The 16,227-nt window shown below is 73.9% G+C and carries 18 protein-coding genes; all 18 read left to right on the forward strand.

From position 1 onward, the window contains the following. Nucleotides 1–139: 139 nt before the first annotated feature. The 18 genes from ACN268_RS00130 to ACN268_RS00215 all read left to right on the forward strand — a co-directional run bounded on the left by ACN268_RS00130 (nucleotide 140) and on the right by ACN268_RS00215 (nucleotide 16,122). On the forward strand, nucleotides 140–751 hold the full coding sequence (locus ACN268_RS00130; RefSeq protein WP_421481150.1) for a sigma-70 family RNA polymerase sigma factor: 612 nt from the start codon (nucleotides 140–142) through the stop codon (nucleotides 749–751). Continuing rightward, complete coding sequence (locus tag ACN268_RS00135) at nucleotides 748–1,242, forward strand: Lsr2 family DNA-binding protein (RefSeq protein ID WP_421481151.1); 495 nt, start codon at nucleotides 748–750, stop codon at nucleotides 1,240–1,242. The genes ACN268_RS00130 and ACN268_RS00135 overlap by 4 nt, the downstream gene beginning before the upstream one ends. After that, the gene (locus tag ACN268_RS00140; protein ID WP_421481152.1) at nucleotides 1,239–1,919 is read left to right on the forward strand and encodes a diguanylate cyclase domain-containing protein; all 681 of its coding nucleotides are present in this window, start codon (nucleotides 1,239–1,241) and stop codon (nucleotides 1,917–1,919) included. Before ACN268_RS00135 ends, ACN268_RS00140 begins: the two co-directional genes overlap by 4 nt. Then, nucleotides 1,916–2,413 carry a hypothetical protein gene (locus tag ACN268_RS00145; protein WP_421481153.1) on the forward strand — a complete coding sequence of 166 codons (498 nt, stop codon included), beginning with the start codon at nucleotides 1,916–1,918 and terminating at the stop codon, nucleotides 2,411–2,413. Before ACN268_RS00140 ends, ACN268_RS00145 begins: the two co-directional genes overlap by 4 nt. Further along, entirely contained in the window at nucleotides 2,413–2,658 is a 246-nt protein-coding gene (locus ACN268_RS00150; protein WP_421481154.1) for a hypothetical protein, read from the forward strand. Before ACN268_RS00145 ends, ACN268_RS00150 begins: the two co-directional genes overlap by 1 nt. Then, the gene (locus ACN268_RS00155) at nucleotides 2,655–4,526 is read left to right on the forward strand and encodes a DUF2637 domain-containing protein (RefSeq protein WP_421481155.1); all 1,872 of its coding nucleotides are present in this window, start codon (nucleotides 2,655–2,657) and stop codon (nucleotides 4,524–4,526) included. The genes ACN268_RS00150 and ACN268_RS00155 overlap by 4 nt, the downstream gene beginning before the upstream one ends. Nucleotides 4,527–4,575: 49 nt before the next feature. Further along, nucleotides 4,576–6,192, forward strand: a complete 1,617-nt coding sequence (locus tag ACN268_RS00160; protein ID WP_421481156.1) for a hypothetical protein — start codon at nucleotides 4,576–4,578, stop codon at nucleotides 6,190–6,192. Nucleotides 6,193–6,277: 85 nt separating this feature from the next. Further along, nucleotides 6,278–8,503 (forward strand): hypothetical protein, encoded by a 2,226-nt coding sequence (locus tag ACN268_RS00165; RefSeq protein ID WP_421481157.1) that lies wholly within the window; start codon nucleotides 6,278–6,280, stop codon nucleotides 8,501–8,503. A 125-nt stretch (nucleotides 8,504–8,628) separates the two neighbouring features. Next, nucleotides 8,629–9,282 (forward strand): hypothetical protein, encoded by a 654-nt coding sequence (locus ACN268_RS00170; protein WP_421481158.1) that lies wholly within the window; start codon nucleotides 8,629–8,631, stop codon nucleotides 9,280–9,282. Beyond that, complete coding sequence (locus ACN268_RS00175; protein ID WP_421481159.1) at nucleotides 9,282–9,620, forward strand: hypothetical protein; 339 nt, start codon at nucleotides 9,282–9,284, stop codon at nucleotides 9,618–9,620. The genes ACN268_RS00170 and ACN268_RS00175 overlap by 1 nt, the downstream gene beginning before the upstream one ends. Nucleotides 9,621–9,698: 78 nt before the next feature. Further along, nucleotides 9,699–10,136 carry a hypothetical protein gene (locus tag ACN268_RS00180; protein WP_421481160.1) on the forward strand — a complete coding sequence of 146 codons (438 nt, stop codon included), beginning with the start codon at nucleotides 9,699–9,701 and terminating at the stop codon, nucleotides 10,134–10,136. 66 nt (nucleotides 10,137–10,202) lie between these two features. Beyond that, complete coding sequence (locus ACN268_RS00185; protein WP_421481161.1) at nucleotides 10,203–10,964, forward strand: Pycsar system effector family protein; 762 nt, start codon at nucleotides 10,203–10,205, stop codon at nucleotides 10,962–10,964. Nucleotides 10,965–10,968: 4 nt separating this feature from the next. After that, nucleotides 10,969–11,220 (forward strand): hypothetical protein, encoded by a 252-nt coding sequence (locus ACN268_RS00190; protein ID WP_421481162.1) that lies wholly within the window; start codon nucleotides 10,969–10,971, stop codon nucleotides 11,218–11,220. 595 nt (nucleotides 11,221–11,815) lie between these two features. Next, nucleotides 11,816–13,831 (forward strand): hypothetical protein, encoded by a 2,016-nt coding sequence (locus ACN268_RS00195; protein ID WP_421481163.1) that lies wholly within the window; start codon nucleotides 11,816–11,818, stop codon nucleotides 13,829–13,831. A gap of 173 nt (nucleotides 13,832–14,004) precedes the next feature. Further along, nucleotides 14,005–15,060, forward strand: a complete 1,056-nt coding sequence (locus ACN268_RS00200) for a hypothetical protein (RefSeq protein ID WP_421481164.1) — start codon at nucleotides 14,005–14,007, stop codon at nucleotides 15,058–15,060. Then, nucleotides 15,057–15,179, forward strand: coding sequence for a hypothetical protein (locus tag ACN268_RS00205; RefSeq protein ID WP_421481165.1), 123 nt, complete (start codon nucleotides 15,057–15,059; stop codon nucleotides 15,177–15,179). The genes ACN268_RS00200 and ACN268_RS00205 overlap by 4 nt, the downstream gene beginning before the upstream one ends. After that, complete coding sequence (locus ACN268_RS00210) at nucleotides 15,176–15,397, forward strand: hypothetical protein (RefSeq protein WP_421481166.1); 222 nt, start codon at nucleotides 15,176–15,178, stop codon at nucleotides 15,395–15,397. Before ACN268_RS00205 ends, ACN268_RS00210 begins: the two co-directional genes overlap by 4 nt. A 116-nt stretch (nucleotides 15,398–15,513) precedes the next feature. Continuing rightward, the gene (locus tag ACN268_RS00215) at nucleotides 15,514–16,122 is read left to right on the forward strand and encodes a hypothetical protein (protein ID WP_421481167.1); all 609 of its coding nucleotides are present in this window, start codon (nucleotides 15,514–15,516) and stop codon (nucleotides 16,120–16,122) included. Nucleotides 16,123–16,227: the final 105 nt, after the last annotated feature.

Consider the following 16,227-nt stretch of genomic DNA (forward strand, 5'->3'; position numbering starts at 1 on the left):
TCAACACCAAGCGCATTGTCTGGTCAATGAGTACCTACTAGACCTTTCAATGCGCCCGCATAGGCAAGAGGGCCCGGCGGGATAGCGCCCCACCGAGCCCCGGACGGCATCCCACCCCAAGGAGGATCAGATGCCAGCAATGAGGGTACTTCCTGCCCCGGCCGATCCGGCGCAGGCTCCTATCGGATCAACGGCCACTGAGGTGTCGGCGCTGGTGGCGCGGGCGCAGGCGGGTGACGCGGAGGCGTTCGGTCTGGTCTACGACCGGTACGTCGACCAGGTGTTCCGGTTCGTCTACCGCCGGGTGCTCGACCGGGCCACGGCCGAGGACCTGACGTCGGAGACGTTCCTGCGGGCGCTGCGCAACCTGGCCAGCTTCCGCCGGCCGGGTGGTGACTTCGGCGCGTGGGTGACCACGATCGCCCGGAACCTGGTCATCAACTGGCAGCGGTCGCACCAGCGGCGTGAGCGGCCGGTGGCGGAGCTGCGGGACGCGGCTCCGGTCGACCTGGTGCCGAGCACGGAGGCCGCCGTGGTGGCCACGCTGACCCGTGAGGCTCTGCTCGCCGGGATCGCGCAGCTCGCCCCGGTGCAGCGGCAGTGCATCACGCTGCGGTACCTGCGGGAGCTGTCGATCGAGGAGACGGCGCAGGTGCTGGGGAAGACCCCGGCGGCGATCAAGGCGGTGCAGCACAAGGCGTTGAAGGCGCTGCGTGGGCTGCTGCCGGTGACGGCGGTGATGCCGGCATGAGCACCCCGACGATCACGCCGGTCAACGGCGTCACCCAGGCCGCCCTGGTACGGGCCGCGAAGGGCACGCCGACCGCTCCCGACCCGAGCACGCCGATGGGCATCCGGGTCGTCACCGCGCCGACCGGCTCGACGGCCCCGGCCGGCGGCATCGAGCAGTTGCTGGCCCTGGCCCAGGACAGCGAGGCCGGTCGTACCCGTCAGCTCGCCGAGCGGATCGGCGCCCTGGTGACGGAGCTGACCGGCCGGTTGCAGGCCGAGCAGGCCGCCGAGGCCCGCCGCCGCGAGCTGGCCGAGAAGGAGGCCAAGCTCACCGCCGAACTCGCCGAGCTGCGGCAGAGGTTGGGTTCCGGGCCGGAGGCCGCCGCACACCGTGCCGCGATCCGCCAGTGGGCGCAGGCCAACGGCTACGCCGTGCGGGAGCGCGGCCGGATTCCACGGAATGTCGTCCAGGCGTGGGCGGCGGCGACCGGATCGGAGGTGACCCGGTGAAGGCACTGAAGATGCTGCTGCCGGCCATCGGCGCGTTGTCGCTGGCGGGGCACGTGTGGGCGGTGCGGACGGTCCGCGCGGACCGGGTCCGGCTGGCCGAGGCCCGCCGGCTGGTGACCATCGACCCGTTGACGGGGTTGGCGAACCGGTCCGGTCTGTCGGCGGTGCTGGCCGACTTGGCCGGTGAGCCGTACGACGTGGCCTTGGTCGACCTGGACGGATTCAAGGAGGTCAACGACACCTTCGGGCACGACGCGGGTGACGCGGTGCTGGTCGAGGTCGCGGCCCGGCTGTCGGCGGCGCTCGACGAGGTCGATGGCGCGGTGGTGGCCCGGCTCGGTGGTGACGAGATCGTGCTGGTGTGCCCGTCGCCGGCTCCGATCGCGGGGATTCTCGGCGCTGAGGTGGTGCGGGTCCTGGCCGCGCCGGTGGTCCTGCCCGGCGGGCGGGAGCTGCTGGTGCGGGCCAGTGTCGGCGCGGTGTCGGCGTTGGCCGGTGACGACTCGTCGCGGGTGCTGCGCGCGGCGGACCTCGCGCTGTACCGGGCGAAGGCGGCCGGTGGCGACCAGGTCGCCGAGTACGACCGGGCGGAGGACCTGCCCGTGGTCGAGCAGCGGCCGGTGGTGCGGCTGCGGGAGATGACCGGGACCGCTCGGGTGCTGGGGGGTGCGGCATGACGGCCCCGACGAGGTCTCTGGATCTGGCGGTCGTGTTGGCGCAGTACCGCGAGGGCCTGCCGGAGCTGTCGGATGGCGAGCTGGAGCACCGGGCGGCTGCGGTCGCGGCGCTGCCGGGCTGGTTCGCCGGCGAGCTGCGCCGGGCGGTCGACGCCGAGCGTGAGGCCCGCCGCCTGGCGGTGGACCGGCCGGCGCGGTCGCGGACGACGCGGGTCGCGGTGGGCGCGGTGGCGGCCGGTGCCGCTCCGGCGGCGCTGGCTGGTCAGGCCCTGGCCGAGCACGTCGACCGGGTGCCGCAGGCGCTGCTGTACTCCCCGGCCGTCGCGGTCGGCCTGGTCGCCGTCGTGGTCGGCGGGGCCCGCCTGGCCCGCTGGGTCGACGACCACCGGCACCCCCTGGCGGTGGACGTCGACGAGGACGACCTCAACCCACTCGGCAAGGAGCTGCTGGCCCAGGTCCGGGCCGGTCGGCGAGCGCGCGGGGAGGTGTGCTGATGGCCGGGCTGCTGGTGGTGCGGGTGCACCTGGACTGGACCGACCCGGGCCACTACGACCGCGACCGGTCGCTGCCCTGCCGGATCTGCGCCACCGCCACGCGGATGCGCGACGCCAAGGGCGAGGCGTGCCACCAGTCGTGCGCGGAGGACGAGATCGCCCGTGAGCTGCTCGGCACCGGTCGGGCGCTGATCGCCGACGAGCGGGTTCCCGCCCCGGCGCAGAACCCGGAGGTGGCGCGGTGACGACGCTGCAGAACGGGCCGGACCTGGCCCAGCTCGCCGCGACCGACCACAAGGTGGCCCGGAACCTGGCCACGGCCGAGCGGGAGCGGCAGGCCACGCAGGCACGGATCGTGTCCGAGGACGCCGCTACCGAGCGGCGGCTGCGGATGCAGGAGGGCCAGCAGCGCCTGGCGGCGCAGAAGGCCGCCGACCGGGACGCCCGCGCCGAGCGTCGCCGCCAGCAGCGGGAGACCGAGCGGGCCGAGCGGAAGGCTCGCCGGCAGGCCCGGCGGGTGGAGATGGCGGGCTGGTGGGCTGGCCGGGTCGCCTACGTGCGTAACAACGCCGCCGCGGTGTACTCCGGGCTGATCTACGGCCTGGCGGTGTCCGGCGCGGTGTACGGGCAGGTCGACGCGGCACGGGCGAACGGTCTGCCCACCCCGATCGGGGTGGTGACGGCGGTGGCGATCGAGGGCACCGGCCTGGCGATGGCGCTGACCGCGCAGCACCAGCGGCTCAACGGCGAGCGGGCGATCGCGGCGCGGTCGCTGATCTGGATCTGCACGGCGGCGGCGGTGGCGATCAACGCGATCGGTCACCACGCCGACCCGGCGAAGGCGATCGTCCTGTCCGCCCTGTCGGCGCTGGGGATCATCGTCTACGAGGTCCGCTCCGGAGCGCGGCACCGGCCGACCCTGCGGGAGCGGGGCATGCTCCCGGAGCCGCCGGAGCGGTTCGGGTGGCGACGCTGGCTGACCTACCCGAGGCACACCTACGCGGCGTGGAAGGTCGACGTCCGCGACCGGCTCTCCCCCGGTGCCGCTGAGCTGATCGCTCGGGCGGAGGCCCGGCGGGTCGAGCAGCGCCGCCAAGCGGCGGTCGAGGCCGAGCGGGAGCGGCAGAAGGCGGTGGCCGCCGAGGTCGCCGCCGGTGCCCGCAAGGCGCTGCGCAAGGCCACCGGCAAGGACTCCGGTGCCGCCCTGGCGGCCTTGGCCCGGCTGGCGGCCACCGGCACCCCGGCGCCGTTGCTGGCCCTGCCCTCCGTGGACCGGGTCGCGGTCGACGCGGCCCGCGCCGACGCCGTCGACGCCCGCCGGGCGCAGGCGGAAGCGGAAGCGCGTGCTGCCGCCGCCGAGTCGCGGGCGGAAGCGGCAACGGCCCGCCAGGCGGAAGCGGAAGCAACCGCCGCGACGGCGGTGGCCGAAGCGGAAGCGGAAGCACGGGCGGCAATCGAGCGGGCGGAAGCGGAAGCACGCGCGGCGACCGGTCGGGCGGAAGCGGAAGCAACCCGTCGGGCGCGGGCGGAAGCGGAAGCAGCGACCGCGACTCGCCGGGCGGAAGCGGAAGCACACGCCGCCGCGCTCGCCCGTCAGGCGGAAGCGGAAGCACGGACCGCGCTGAAGCGGGTGGCGGCGGAAGCGGAAGCAGCCCGTGCGGAGGCCCGTGCGGAGACCGGACGCGCCGCCCGTACTCAGGGGCAGCTCGATGCTGCCGGCACCGAGTGGCAGCGCCGCCTGCGGGTGGCCGAGACGGACCTCGACCAGGCCCGCCAGGAGCTGGGCGAGCAGCAGCACGCCCGACTGCGTGCCGAGGCCCTGGTCGAGGCCGCTCGCCAGGAGGCTGCCGACCTGCGGGCCGCCCTGGCCCAGGCCGCCGCCGACGCCGGCCGCCGGCCCCGCCGCACCCCGGGCGAGCCGGTGCTGTTCGACGGCGTACCGGTCCCACACGTCGACCGGGTCAGCCCGGAGACCGTCCGCGCGGTGCTCCAGGCCCGCAAGGACCACCCCAACGGCACCCAGAAGGACCTCGCCGCGCAGGCCGGTACCTCCGAGCGGACCGTCCGCACGGTGCTCACCGCCGTCGCCGCCACGGCCGGCTCCGCCTCATAACAGCTCATAACTCTGAGGCGTGAGCAGCCAAAACGAAGGGAGGAACGCGATGCAGCACGACACGACGGCCCTGGCCCCGACGCCCGAGCCGGAGCAGGTGGACACGGCGGTGCCGACTCCGGACCTGTCGGTGCTGGCGGCCGAGCAGCCGCCGGCCGAGCAGAGCAAGGACGACAAGGCCGCCAAGCCGGAGGAGTTGGCGGAGACGACGCCCGCGTCGGTGGGCCTGGTGGTGGCGCTGGTGGTCATCTCGGTCGTCGCCGCCGTGGTGGTGGCGATGTGGATGGTGTCGCCGCTGATGGCGCTGCTGCTCGGGGCCGGGCTGATCATGGTCGCGGTGCTGGCCGGCGCGGGGTGGCTGGCCTGGCGCAAGTACACGCGGCGGGCCAAGACCGGCGGCAAGACCGGCCGGGACGGCTCCGGCCGGGGCGACCGGCCCCACGCCGCCGCCAGCGGCGGCCGGTCGCCGGACGGCGGGAAGAAGCCCGGGGGCAAGTCGGGGCTGTGGCCCTTCGGTCGCGGCAAGGCCCCGGCCGGCGGCGGGAAGTCCCCTGACGGTGGCGGCAAGCCTCCCGCCGGTGGCAAGCCGACCGGCGACGGGGGCGGGAAGAAGCCGTCCGGCGACAAGTCCAAGGGCGGGCTGTGGCCGTTCGGTCGCGGCAAGGCCCCGGCCGGCGGCGGGAAGTCCCCTGCCGGTGGCGGCAAGCCTCCCGCCGGTGGCAAGCCGACCGGCGACGGGGGCGGGAAGAAGCCGTCCGGCGACAAGTCCAAGGGCGGGCTGTGGCCGTTCGGCCGCACCAAGGCCCCCGGTGGCGGCAAGGCCCCGGCCAGCGACAAGACCCCGGCCGGCAGCGGGAAGGCCCCGACCAGCGGAAAGACCCCCAGCAGTGGCGGGAAGCCGACCGGCGACGGCGGCGAAAAGCCGACCGGTGGCCGCAAGGCCAAGACGGCGGGCGGGGCAGCGCTGCTGGGGCTGGTGGGGCTGGTCCGGGCCGCGAAGAAGGCCAAGACCGGGGACGGCAAGGCGGCGGCGGACAAGCCGGCCGGCGCGGAGGAGCCGGCGAAGGCGACGACGCGGCCGTCGCCGGGCGGGCACCGGCCGGAAACGGTGATCGACGTCGACCCCGACGACATCATCAGCCCGCCCGGCCGGCCGGGCACGACGCCGACCAGCGGGCCGACGGGGCCGACAGGGCGGTCGGCTCCGCGTACCGAGCCCTTCTATGACCCCGGACCCACCGCTGGCAGCGGGTGGTGGGACCGGAAGGCACCGACACCGCTGCGCACCACCGAGCACCAGATCCCTGTTTCCAATCACCTTGGAGGACCAGCAATGAGCACCACGACCAGCAGTGTCGACCAGGACGCGATGCGGGTGGCGAACCGCTACGCCGGGCTGATCGAGAAGGCCGAGACGCTGACGGCCCGAGCCGGCGCCTGCCGGGACGCGGCCAGCCAGTACCGGCGCGACGCCCGAGCCAACCAGGAGTCGGCCGAGAACCACAAGCAGGCCGCCCGCACGATCCGGGACGCCAACGTCGCGGCGGAGCACGCCCGGCAGGCGCGGGACGCCGAGGCCGAGGCGGCGCGGGAGATCCTCGCGGCCCGCTACTACGAGGAGCAGGCCGAGGAGTACGAGGCCCAGGCCCGCTCCATCGGTTTCTGACCGACCAACCCGCGCGGGGGCCGCACCTGGTGCGGCCCCCGCACCCCACGAACCGCGCAGGACCAGGCAGAACGAGGAGGACGTCGTGACGAAGCGGCGAGCAGCGGTGGGCATTCAGTGGAAGACGTTCTGGGCTGTGGTCGCGCCGTTCATCAGCGCGGTTTGGGTGGCGGTGTGGCTGGTCACCGGCTCGCCGGTGTGGATCGCCGGGCTGGCCACGGCGCTGCTCGCGGCGACGGCCGCGTTCGGTGCCCGGCTGCTGGTCCGGATCTCCCCGATGTTCGCCCGGCTCAGCTCGGCGGCGAAGTCCCGGGTGGTGGGTTGGCTGGTCGCGGCGGTGACCGTCTACGCCGCCTGGTCGACCCTGGCGGTGTCGGTGCCGGACCTGTGGCCGGTGTGGGCGCTGGTCCTTCCGGCGCTGGGCGCTAGCACCTGGGTGATGGCGCGGGCCCACGAGTACCTCCTGCGGTACGCGCCCCCGCCGGCACGCCCGGCGGCGGCGGTCGCGTTGACCACCGGAGGGCACGCCCAGCTCGCCCTGGCCGCCGAGGACCTGAGCGGCCCGCGTGACGGGGAGCCGCACCTGGCGTGGCTGCTGCGCCTGGCGGTGCGCCGCGCCGGCCTGGAGTGGCTGCGGATCTCCAACCCGCAGATGGTCGGCCCGGCCGACGCGCCGTTCGGCGCGCGGGTCGAGGCGTGGGCACCGATCGAGCTGCGCCGCGTCGTCAACGGCAAGGTCCGCGTCGAGCAGGCCCCCCGCCTGGACGACCACGACGCCCGCCGGATCGCGTTGGCGCTGCGCGACATCACCCGCCGCGACATCGCCCCGGACTGGGTGTCCATCGACGAGGACCCGAACCGGGTCGGCGTGTACACGATCCAGGCCAACACCGAGGACGTGATGCGGCGGATCCGCCCCTACAAGGAGCGGGTCGAGGACCTGGTCGACGCCGCCGGCCGGCCGAGGTGGCGGCGGATCGCCGAACCCGTGCACGCGCTGTGGGGCATGGACGGGATGCCGATCGGTGTCGACGTCGCCCGCCACGCCTGGATCCTCGGCGCGACCACCGGCGGCAAGTCCGCCTACATCCACCGGGAGTGGGCCGACGTGACCCGCTGCGAGGACGCGCTGATCTGGGTCGCCGGCACCCGCAAGCTGTACGACCTGGTCGGCCCGTGGCTGGAGCCCTACCTGGGCCAGGACGTCCGCCCCCCGCTGGACTGGGTCCGCGCCGACGCCGAGGGCGTGCTGCAGATGCTGATCGCCGCGATGGAGATCGCCCGCTGGCGTCAGGACCAGCCGTTTAGCGCCCGCCACGGCTTCAAGAAGATCCTCTTCTACATCGACGAGGGCAGCTTCGCGCTGAACACCAAGGTCAAGGCGTACTACGACGGGGCCGAGGTCACCGCAGGCGACATGTACGCCGAGTGCACCCAGGCCATCGCGTCCGCCGGGATCTACCTGGTCGTCGCCACCCAGCGCGGTGTGCACCACGCCTTCGGCGACAAGGGCGGCGACGCCAGCGCGAACATCGGCCGCGAGATCGTCTTGATGAGTGGCGATGAGCAGGAAGCGGGCCGGGTCACCGGCAACTACAAGCTGCCCCCGCTGCGCCACCGCGGCGAGTGCTACGCCCGCCTCGGCGACAGCGACCCGGTCCGGGCGAAGATCGAGTACGTCCAGACCTCGGACCCGTCCAAGCCGGTGCTGCACGACGGGCCGCACGTCGACGAGATTTCGTGGAATCGCCGCTACCACCAGCGTGACCTCGACGCCGGATCGGCGCAGGCAGCCGGGACGGCCTACGCCGGCCGGCACCAGCTCGTCACCGACGACTACCTGGCCGACCTGCGCGGCGCCCGCACCCGCAGCGGCGCGAAGACGCAGGCCAGCACGCCCGAGCGCGACGCCGACCAGGCGATGGCCTCCGCCGTCGCCTCGATTTTCAGCCGGCTCGGCGGCAAGCCTGCCACCGCACCGCCCGCACCGGCCGCCGTCGAAGCGCCGGCCGCCGAGGCGGTGGAGCCGACGCCGATGGCCGGGTACCGCACCCGCGCCGACCGGGTCGAGGCGGCGGTCCGCCAGATCTGGCGCACCAGCAGCGCCCCGGCCTCACCGCGCGACATCCTCGCCGCGCTGCACGAGGGCGGCGACACCGCCGCCACCCCGCAACTGGTGTCGAACGCCTTGACGCAACTGGGCCAGCAGGTCCGGGTCGTGCGCCCGCAGAACCCGGACGGGCGGCCGGCGACCGGGCAGTACCTGCCGCCCGAGGCCGCCACCACCACGGTCACTGCCAGTAACGCCTAACGCCTCATAACCCGGGTGCCCCCTCCCCCCGCGAGGGGCCCCTATGCAGGCGTCGACCTCCCTCCCCCACCGCTGTTATGAGACCCGCCTGTTAGGTCACCGTCCGTAGAGGAGACCCGCCCGTCATGTCTGCCAGGATCGCCGAACTTGAGGCCGAGATCCGCCGCCTGACCCGTCAGCGCGACGCCCAGCCGGCCGACACCGTCTACGCGCTGACCCACCAGCAGCGCATCGACGCCCTGTCGGTGGAGCTGATCGCCTGGCAGCTCGACGGAGCCCGGATGCGCGCCGCCGAGGACGCCATCCGCGCCGCCGGCCGCCGCCACCGCCGCGCCCACACCGGCCGCAGCCGCTGGCCGGCGGTCGCCGGCGGAAGCGGTCTGCTCGGCAGCGTGGCCACCGCCGGGCACCTCGCCGCCAACGCGGGCGGCCCGCCACTGATCGGCGGCGTGCTGCTCACCGCCGCCGCCGCCGCGTTGGCGCTGACCGCGCTCGACCGCGTCCGCGACGGCCGCGAGGCCGCCGCCGCCGAAGCGGACATGCACACCGCCCAGCACCAGTACGCCGCCGTCGTCGCCCGCCACGCCCGCGCCATCACCCCGGTCCGCCCGCTCGCCATCCACAGTCAGGAGACGCCATGCGCCGCCAGCAGCCCGCAGCCCCCGGCAACCAGCCCGTCCGCCATCAGCACGACCCCGGCGTCCGCTGCTGCGACCGCTGGCCACCCGCCCGCCGCGTCACGACCGTCGGCACCGTCCTCACCGACCGCCGCCGCCTGATGGCCGCCGCCACCTACACCGCCTGGCTGCTGCTCGCCCTGGTCGCCATCGTCGCCGTCCACGCCCTGCTGCTACCCGCCACCACCGACTGGGCCAGCGCCCACGGCCCGTGGGGCTGGACGCTGTGGGCCGGCTGGGCCGCCGGCTCCCTCGCCGCCCTGCAACAGGGCGTGCTCGCCCGCCGCCGCTCCCGCACCGCCCTGTACGTCCTGCACGCCGCCGCCGTGACCGCCGTCCTCATGGGCATCGCCGCCCCCGGCGGCTGGACCCAGGCACTGACCGCGACCGCCGGCACTGCCGGCGCGTGGGCAATCGCCGTCCTCGCCACCCGCCGATAACCCCTCCCACCGACCGAACCCGGCCGCCGTGCTCCCTTTTCCGCCGACCCGTCGATAGGTACTCACAGAGGAGGAGTTATGACCACCACGACCACCCCGACGACCAAGGCCACCGTCCCGACGATCCCGGTGCGGCTGTACCTGAGCGACCCCGACGCCGAGCAGCCCCACGTCATCGAGCGGATCGTCACCGGCTGGCCCGTCGCGCCCGGCCTGGCCATCAACGTCACCATCGGCGACGACGGACTGCGACTCGACGGCCGCTACAGCCTGACCCACCTGCCCAGCGGCATGGCCATCGCCCGGTGGCTGTGCGCCCGCCACGTCGACCAGGCCGCCGTCGCGGCGATCGCCACCGGCGTCGACTGGACCGTCGACGCCGAGCAGCTCGTCGACGACGAGCGCACCGTGCCGCTGCGCCCCGGCGTCGCCGTCTGGGACTGGTGCGGCTACGACCGCTTCTGCCGGGCCGAGGCGTACCCGCGCCCGGACTCCCCCGCCTACGCCAGCCGCTAACGCGGCGCGGGCGGCCCCCACGCCCTGAGAAAGCCGGGGCCGCCCGCCACTCCCCCATCCACTCAGATGACAGGAGCTACCCACATGGTGCCCGACCCGGGTGACCCGACCTACCTCGGCGCGGCTTACGCCAGCCACTACGAGCCGCGCGGCGAGCACGGCCCCCGCCGCCACTTCACCATCCCGACCGCCGGGGCGTACGCCGTCCTGGTGACGATCTCCGCCAGCCTCGCCGACAGCACCTCCCGCTGCACCGGCTGCGGCGCGGAGGACCGCGACTTCAGCGAGCTGGAGATCCTGGCCCGCGCCGGGGCGCACGCGTCAGCGTGCGGGCGGGGCACCGTGCCGGCCGTCCTGGACACCGAGATCGCCGCCGCCCGCGCCGAGCTGGCCCGCATCGACCCCAAGGCCGGCGGCTACCTCCAGATCGCCGGGGTGCTGCTCGGTGCCGGCCTGGCCGTCCTCGGCGGAGCCGGAGCCGGCGGCCATCTCCCCACCGCCGCGCTCGCGGCCGGCGCGACTACCGCCGTGGTGGTGCTGACCGCCGTGGTGCTGCTCCTGCTCGCCTCCCGGCCCCGCCTGGCCGGCGGCTACGGGTTCATGGCCTACGCCGACGCCGACGACGCCCAGGGCGTGCTCGATCGCATCGTCGGCGGTGACGCCGTCCAGGTTCCGCAACTGACGTCCCTGGCCAAGGCCCGGGAGCTGTGGTGGCTTTCCCGCGCCACCCGGGCCAAGTACCGGGCGATCAGCAGGGCGGTACCGCTGCTGCTGGCCGGGTACACCGGCGCGGCCCTGACCGCCGCCCTGGCGATCGGCGTGTGGTGACCACATGACCCACCCGTTCGCCACCACCGTTGCCGCCACGACCGACGAGTACCGCCTCGACGTCGTCACCGACCCCGACGTCGACAACCCCCAGGCGGTCACCTACTTCACCGCCGCCGATGGTGACACCGCCTGCCACCAGGCCGTGCGGCTGCTCGCCGCCGTCGACGGCCCCGACGACCGCTACGGCGAGCTGTACGTCCACGACGGAGACGGCAACGCCGTCCACTACGACACCATTCACCTGCCCGCGTGACCATTCAATACGCACGAATGGGCGGCCCAATTGACCGGGCCGCCCATTCGATTGCTCGCGTTCGGATTCCCTTGGTACGCAAGGCCGCCAGGCTCGCCCCGGTATGTACCGATTTTGAAGTGAGATCCACACAGGACCAGCCAGAAACGCCGATCCCGGAGCGCGTCGGTGCCCCGGCCAATGGCACAGTCACCGTAAGATCCACGGGTTACAACCCCGGCCCGTCTCGGGGCCACTTCCAAGCTTCGATCTTGAGGGAGCGCCTTCGCTCAACCCCTAACTCCACAAAAAAGCAGAGCCCCAGACCCCCGTCGTTTGGCCGCGGTCGGGATCTGAGGCTCTTCACAAGCTCGGAGGCAACCATAGCACCCACCTCCGGGCTGGGTGCATTCTTGTCTCAAGACACGGTTACCGCGTGTCGCGTCGATGCCTGCGTGCACCCAGCTCACTCCTCTGCGTCACGAGCCAGCAGTGGCTTGATGACGCCACACTCACCACCCCAACGTGCACGGCTGCTCCGCTGGGCGATTCATCTTCTCGTCGAGGCTGATCAAGGCTCAGGACGTAAGCCTGGGTGGTCTGCCACGGTGCCGCGATGATCACGGCACCGCAGACGACGACGCTGCCTGCGGACCGGGTGGCGGCGTTGGGGTACTGCCCTGACTGCTATGTCACCGGCGCGGTCACGCTCGTCGTGCCCGGCGCGCGGCGCTGCCACGCGCACCTGGTCGACCAGCGGCTGCTGGTGGAGACCACCCGCACCGGACAGGCCCGGCTGGTCTCCCCGGCCGGTGCCCGCCGCCGGCCGACGTACCCGACCGGTCTCCAGATGCCGTGCGTGGCCTGCGCCGCTGCCGGCGTCGACCGGCAGGGCTTGCCCCGCGACGGCGCTGGATCGGACCCGCTGTGCATTCCGTGCTGGCGCGGTCGGGCCGATCGGCAGGGTGCGGCGGACCGGCGTCGGTTGGTGGCCGAGCTGCGCGAGCGCCTGGACGTCGGCGAGCCGGCCGGGTGCGCGGCGTGCGGCGAACCGGCCCCGGTGCCTGCCTGCTGGCTGTGTGGGTACTCGTGGCTGGCGCAGGCCCGCGCCGACCACGAGCACGCGCAGGCCTTGGAGGCTGCCGCCGTGGCTACGCGGTTCGCCCTGCTCGCCGAGACGACCGAGGCCCAGCAGCGGGTCGACGAGCTGACCGCCTGGATCGGCCGCCTGACCGAGACCCTGGCCGCGTTCCACACTGGTGACAGCTGGGGTCGGCCGGTGTGGCTGCTCGCGGACCTGCTCGCCCGTGATGCCGCTGCCCGGAGCAGCCGTCGTGGCCGTCCGTCGGCGCTGGGCCGGGTCGGCGGCATCATGGCCGTCGACGCCGACCGCCGCTCCGGTCGCCGTGCGATGCCCGGCCGGGACGCCGCCGCCGAGCTGGCCGGCTGCGACAGGACCCGCCCGGTCACCGACGCCTGGCGCCGTGCGGAGGCCCTGGGCTGGTGCGTGCGGGTCGAGCAGGGCCGCCGGCTGTCCTACGCCGAGCGGTGCGCCACCGGCCGCTCCCAGGCCCGCACGGTCTTCGACATCACCCCGGTTCACCGGGGCGACTCGGCCGCGCAGGCCGCGCACATCCCGGCCGCTCTGGCCGTCCTGGCCGACCTGCTGGAGCACGCCCGCACCCTCCTGGCCGCCGCCCAAGCCCACGTTGACGCCCTCGCTGCTCGTGCTGGTGGTTGGGTCGACTACCGCGAGCGGGTCCGCCGTCAGCAGATGCGCCAGGCGGTCACCGCCGCCCGCGATCACACTCGTGACCAGGCCACTAATTTCCGCACCCCCCACACGGTGTCTCAAGCTATGAGTGTTTACTCCAGCTTGTCTCGGGGTCTGCTGATCTCACCGCCGCTGGCGCCCACACCGTCGGTGGACAGCCGGCGAAGCCGGAGGAAGGACAGCGCTTCGCGCTCATCGACAAGAGCGGGCGGCGGTTCCGGGTGTGCCAGGCCATCGTCTGTACAGCGTCCTAGGCCGGCTCAGAGGCACGGTGCCGCACCACGGCCACGGCGGGCACGTCCTGAGTGGTCGGCATGGGCGTACGACCTCGCACGGGCCGTGCAGGGCCGGTGGGCGTGGCTACGTTCGGTTCCGTTGCCCCGGGTCGCTGCGACGTTGGGTGCCGCCCTGGGTCGAGACTGGACGGCCGAGGCCCTGGATGCCTGGGTGCGCCGGGCCCGGTCCCGGCCGTTGCTGGTCGAGCCCCGCGACCCGGTGGCGTACCTGCGGGCCGTGCTGGAGGACGCGCTGACCGGGCCGGACGCCCCGCCGCACCCAGCGGCCCGGCACACCCGGCACCAGCGGGTCCTGGCCACGATGCAGGCCGCCGTCCAGCGCGAGCGACGCGACCAGGCGCGCGCCGCCGAGGTCCAGCGGGACCAGGCCGCCGCACGGCCGGGCCGGCGCAGCCCGGCGGCCGAGGCCGCTCTCGCCGCGATCCGCGCCCGCACCCCGGGGCACCTGCGCCGCGCCGACCGCGCCACCCTGCTCGACGCCCCGCCGGCCGGCGGCGAGTGCGTGTGGCCCGACGTGGCGCAGCCCGGCAGCGGCCTCCCCGCAGCGGCCCGCCGCCTCTGATCCGGAGCCATCCCGGTACCTCAGTGTCACCCGGCCCCTGAAATCGGCTCTGCGTCGATCTCAGGGGCCGCTTTTCGTGATCTTGTCCAATCAAGATCAGATAGTTATCACTTTCCTAAAACTAAATAAGTGTTTCTCGTTCTAGGTAATAGAAATTCGGGTAGGATGGGTGCATGACGGAGACTGCGACGGCGAGCCCGCCCCGGGGCGAGCAGCCGACCTGCAAGTACGACGGCCGACCCCTGGCCTACTCGGGCAAGGGCCGGCCAAAGGAGTTCTGCCCGGACGACGAACGCCGCCACGACGGGCGCAACTGCCGGCAGGCGTTCGCGGCGCAGCGTGACGCCGAACTCGCCGCCGGCCTGGACGTGCCCCTAACCGCGTACCGGGAGGCGACCGGCCGGGTGCTGCCGGCGGTGGAGGCCCTCGCCGGTGACCTGGCTGCCGTGGTGGAGGCGATGCGCGCGGTGGACACCTCGGCGCTGTCCCGGGTTGAGGTGTCCGAGGCGGCGGCGGTGGCCGCCGTTGCGCGCGCCCAGGCCGCCGAGGATGACCGGGACCGGGCCACCCGCGACGCCCGCACCGCGACCGCCACGGCGGCCACCGCTCGGGAGGCACAGCGAGTCGCGGAGCGGCGGGCCCGCGATGCCGAGGCCGAGGCCGAACGGCGGACCACCGAGGCGTGGCGGCAGGTTGTTGACGCCCGCGAGGCCCAGGGTCGCGCCGAGGCCGCCGCTGGCGAGCGCGCTCAGGCCGTCATTACCGAGACGGGCCGCCGGGAGGCCGCCGAGCAGCGTGCCGCCGACCTCACCGAGCAGGTCAAGGAACTGCGCCGCGAGGTCAAGACCGCCGAGGCCGAGGCCCGCAAGGCCGACGCGGCCCGGGTCAAGGCGGAGCAGCGGGCGCAGCGGGCGGAGGAGATCCTGACGGTGGTCACCGGGGAGCGCGACGACGTCCGGACCGCCCTCGCAGAGTCCGAGACGGCCCGCCGGGACGCCGAGGCCGAGCTGCGCGCCGTACGCGCCGAGCTGGCCGCGCTGCGCCACCAGGCCGACGAGTACCGCGACGAGTGGCGGACCGCCGACCAGGCAGGGCAGGCCGCCCGAGTCGAGCTGGCCCGCACGGAGGCCGCCGCCCGCGCCGCGACCGAGCGGGCCGACCGCGCCGAGGCCCGCGTCGATCAGCTCCAGGCCCAGCTCAACGACGCCCGCACGGGTGGACCGCAGTGACCGGGCCAGAGCTGGTGGCGCACCAGGGACGCGCCGTCCCCGCCGCCATCCGCGCCCAGCACACCCTGAACGCCGAGGGCTTCGCCCAGGTGACCGACACGAACGGAGACGAACGATGACCAGTCACAGCGAGGCGGTAGCCGCAGTCGACGGCGCGGTATGGGCGGTGACTGCCTGGTGTGACCAGGTGCGGCAGGCCGCCGAGCAACGCATGGGCCTCCCCGCCGGAGCCGAGTCGGCTATCGGTGACCCCTGGTACCAGGAAGCGCTGGAAATCCGCGCCGACCTGACCGCGCTGCGCGGGCGATTGACCGACCCGCGCAACGGCTTCAGCTGATTGGCCCCATCCACCGGGCCAGCCCGGCGTACAAGCCAGGCTGGCCGGTGGACAGCGCGTCCCGACACCCCGACCGGATCACCTGCCGGGATGGAACGTGGACGTACTGTCAGGCCATGCAGGCAGACGTCTTCTCGGTCGAAGCCCGGGTGCCGATGCTGATCGTCCGGTGGAAGCCGGGCAAGATCCATGTCAGTCAGAATGGCATCAAGACCTGGTGCGGATCCCTCGTGCCGGATACCGCCACCCGCACCGTCCCCACCGTGGACTGGCACCTGCACACCAACTGCTACAACTGCGCCTACCGGCTGTGGCCACAGCATGCCCCCACCGGCTACCTGCGCCCCGCCGACGGCAAGGACTTCCCCATACCGAAGGCATGTCCTCACGGGCGGCGTGCCCGTGGCTGTGTGCGCTGCACTCCGCGCGCGGCTCAGAACTGGCCCTGCCCGAACGGATGCACCGACCCGGTCGATCACGACCCGCTCCACCGGTACACCAAGTGCACCGTCTTTCCGCCTCGCCAACCCACCGAGCCGGACGGACGCTGCATCGGCCGGTGTGAGTCCACTGAGAAGGTCGTGCATCGCGCCAACCCAGGTATGCACTTCGACCTCGCCGACAGCGCCGCTATGACCTGCTACCACTGCGGCGAAGCCGTCTGCGTCGAATGCCAGACCAACCCCGTCGACTCCGTCCTGATGTTCTGCGACACCTGCCCCTGACCCCTGCCGGACATCACCACCCAGGCATCTGACCGGTCCGACCGGTGGTGCCAAGCCAACCTATGCCCCGGAGTGGTGGCAGCAGCCACACCGGGTGCTCAGAGC

Source organism: Micromonospora sp. WMMD735 (genome assembly GCF_049178995.1).
Classification (GTDB): domain Bacteria; phylum Actinomycetota; class Actinomycetes; order Mycobacteriales; family Micromonosporaceae; genus Micromonospora; species Micromonospora wenchangensis.

Excerpts from the sequence above, each read along its gene's own strand:
- ACN268_RS00200 (WP_421481164.1), top strand. The coding sequence starts at position 14,005 with ATGACGGAGACTGCGACGGCGAGCCCGCCCCGGGGCGAGCAGCCGACC.
- ACN268_RS00130 (WP_421481150.1), top strand. The coding sequence starts at position 140 with ATGAGGGTACTTCCTGCCCCGGCCGATCCGGCGCAGGCTCCTATCGGA.
- ACN268_RS00145 (WP_421481153.1), top strand. The coding sequence starts at position 1,916 with ATGACGGCCCCGACGAGGTCTCTGGATCTGGCGGTCGTGTTGGCGCAG.
- ACN268_RS00175 (WP_421481159.1), top strand. The coding sequence starts at position 9,282 with ATGGCCGCCGCCACCTACACCGCCTGGCTGCTGCTCGCCCTGGTCGCC.
- ACN268_RS00135 (WP_421481151.1), top strand. The coding sequence starts at position 748 with ATGAGCACCCCGACGATCACGCCGGTCAACGGCGTCACCCAGGCCGCC.
- ACN268_RS00210 (WP_421481166.1), top strand. The coding sequence starts at position 15,176 with ATGACCAGTCACAGCGAGGCGGTAGCCGCAGTCGACGGCGCGGTATGG.
- ACN268_RS00150 (WP_421481154.1), top strand. The coding sequence starts at position 2,413 with ATGGCCGGGCTGCTGGTGGTGCGGGTGCACCTGGACTGGACCGACCCG.
- ACN268_RS00170 (WP_421481158.1), top strand. The coding sequence starts at position 8,629 with ATGTCTGCCAGGATCGCCGAACTTGAGGCCGAGATCCGCCGCCTGACC.
- ACN268_RS00190 (WP_421481162.1), top strand. The coding sequence starts at position 10,969 with ATGACCCACCCGTTCGCCACCACCGTTGCCGCCACGACCGACGAGTAC.
- ACN268_RS00215 (WP_421481167.1), top strand. The coding sequence starts at position 15,514 with ATGCAGGCAGACGTCTTCTCGGTCGAAGCCCGGGTGCCGATGCTGATC.
- ACN268_RS00180 (WP_421481160.1), top strand. The coding sequence starts at position 9,699 with ATGACCACCACGACCACCCCGACGACCAAGGCCACCGTCCCGACGATC.
- ACN268_RS00195 (WP_421481163.1), top strand. The coding sequence starts at position 11,816 with ATGATCACGGCACCGCAGACGACGACGCTGCCTGCGGACCGGGTGGCG.
- ACN268_RS00160 (WP_421481156.1), top strand. The coding sequence starts at position 4,576 with ATGCAGCACGACACGACGGCCCTGGCCCCGACGCCCGAGCCGGAGCAG.
- ACN268_RS00185 (WP_421481161.1), top strand. The coding sequence starts at position 10,203 with ATGACAGGAGCTACCCACATGGTGCCCGACCCGGGTGACCCGACCTAC.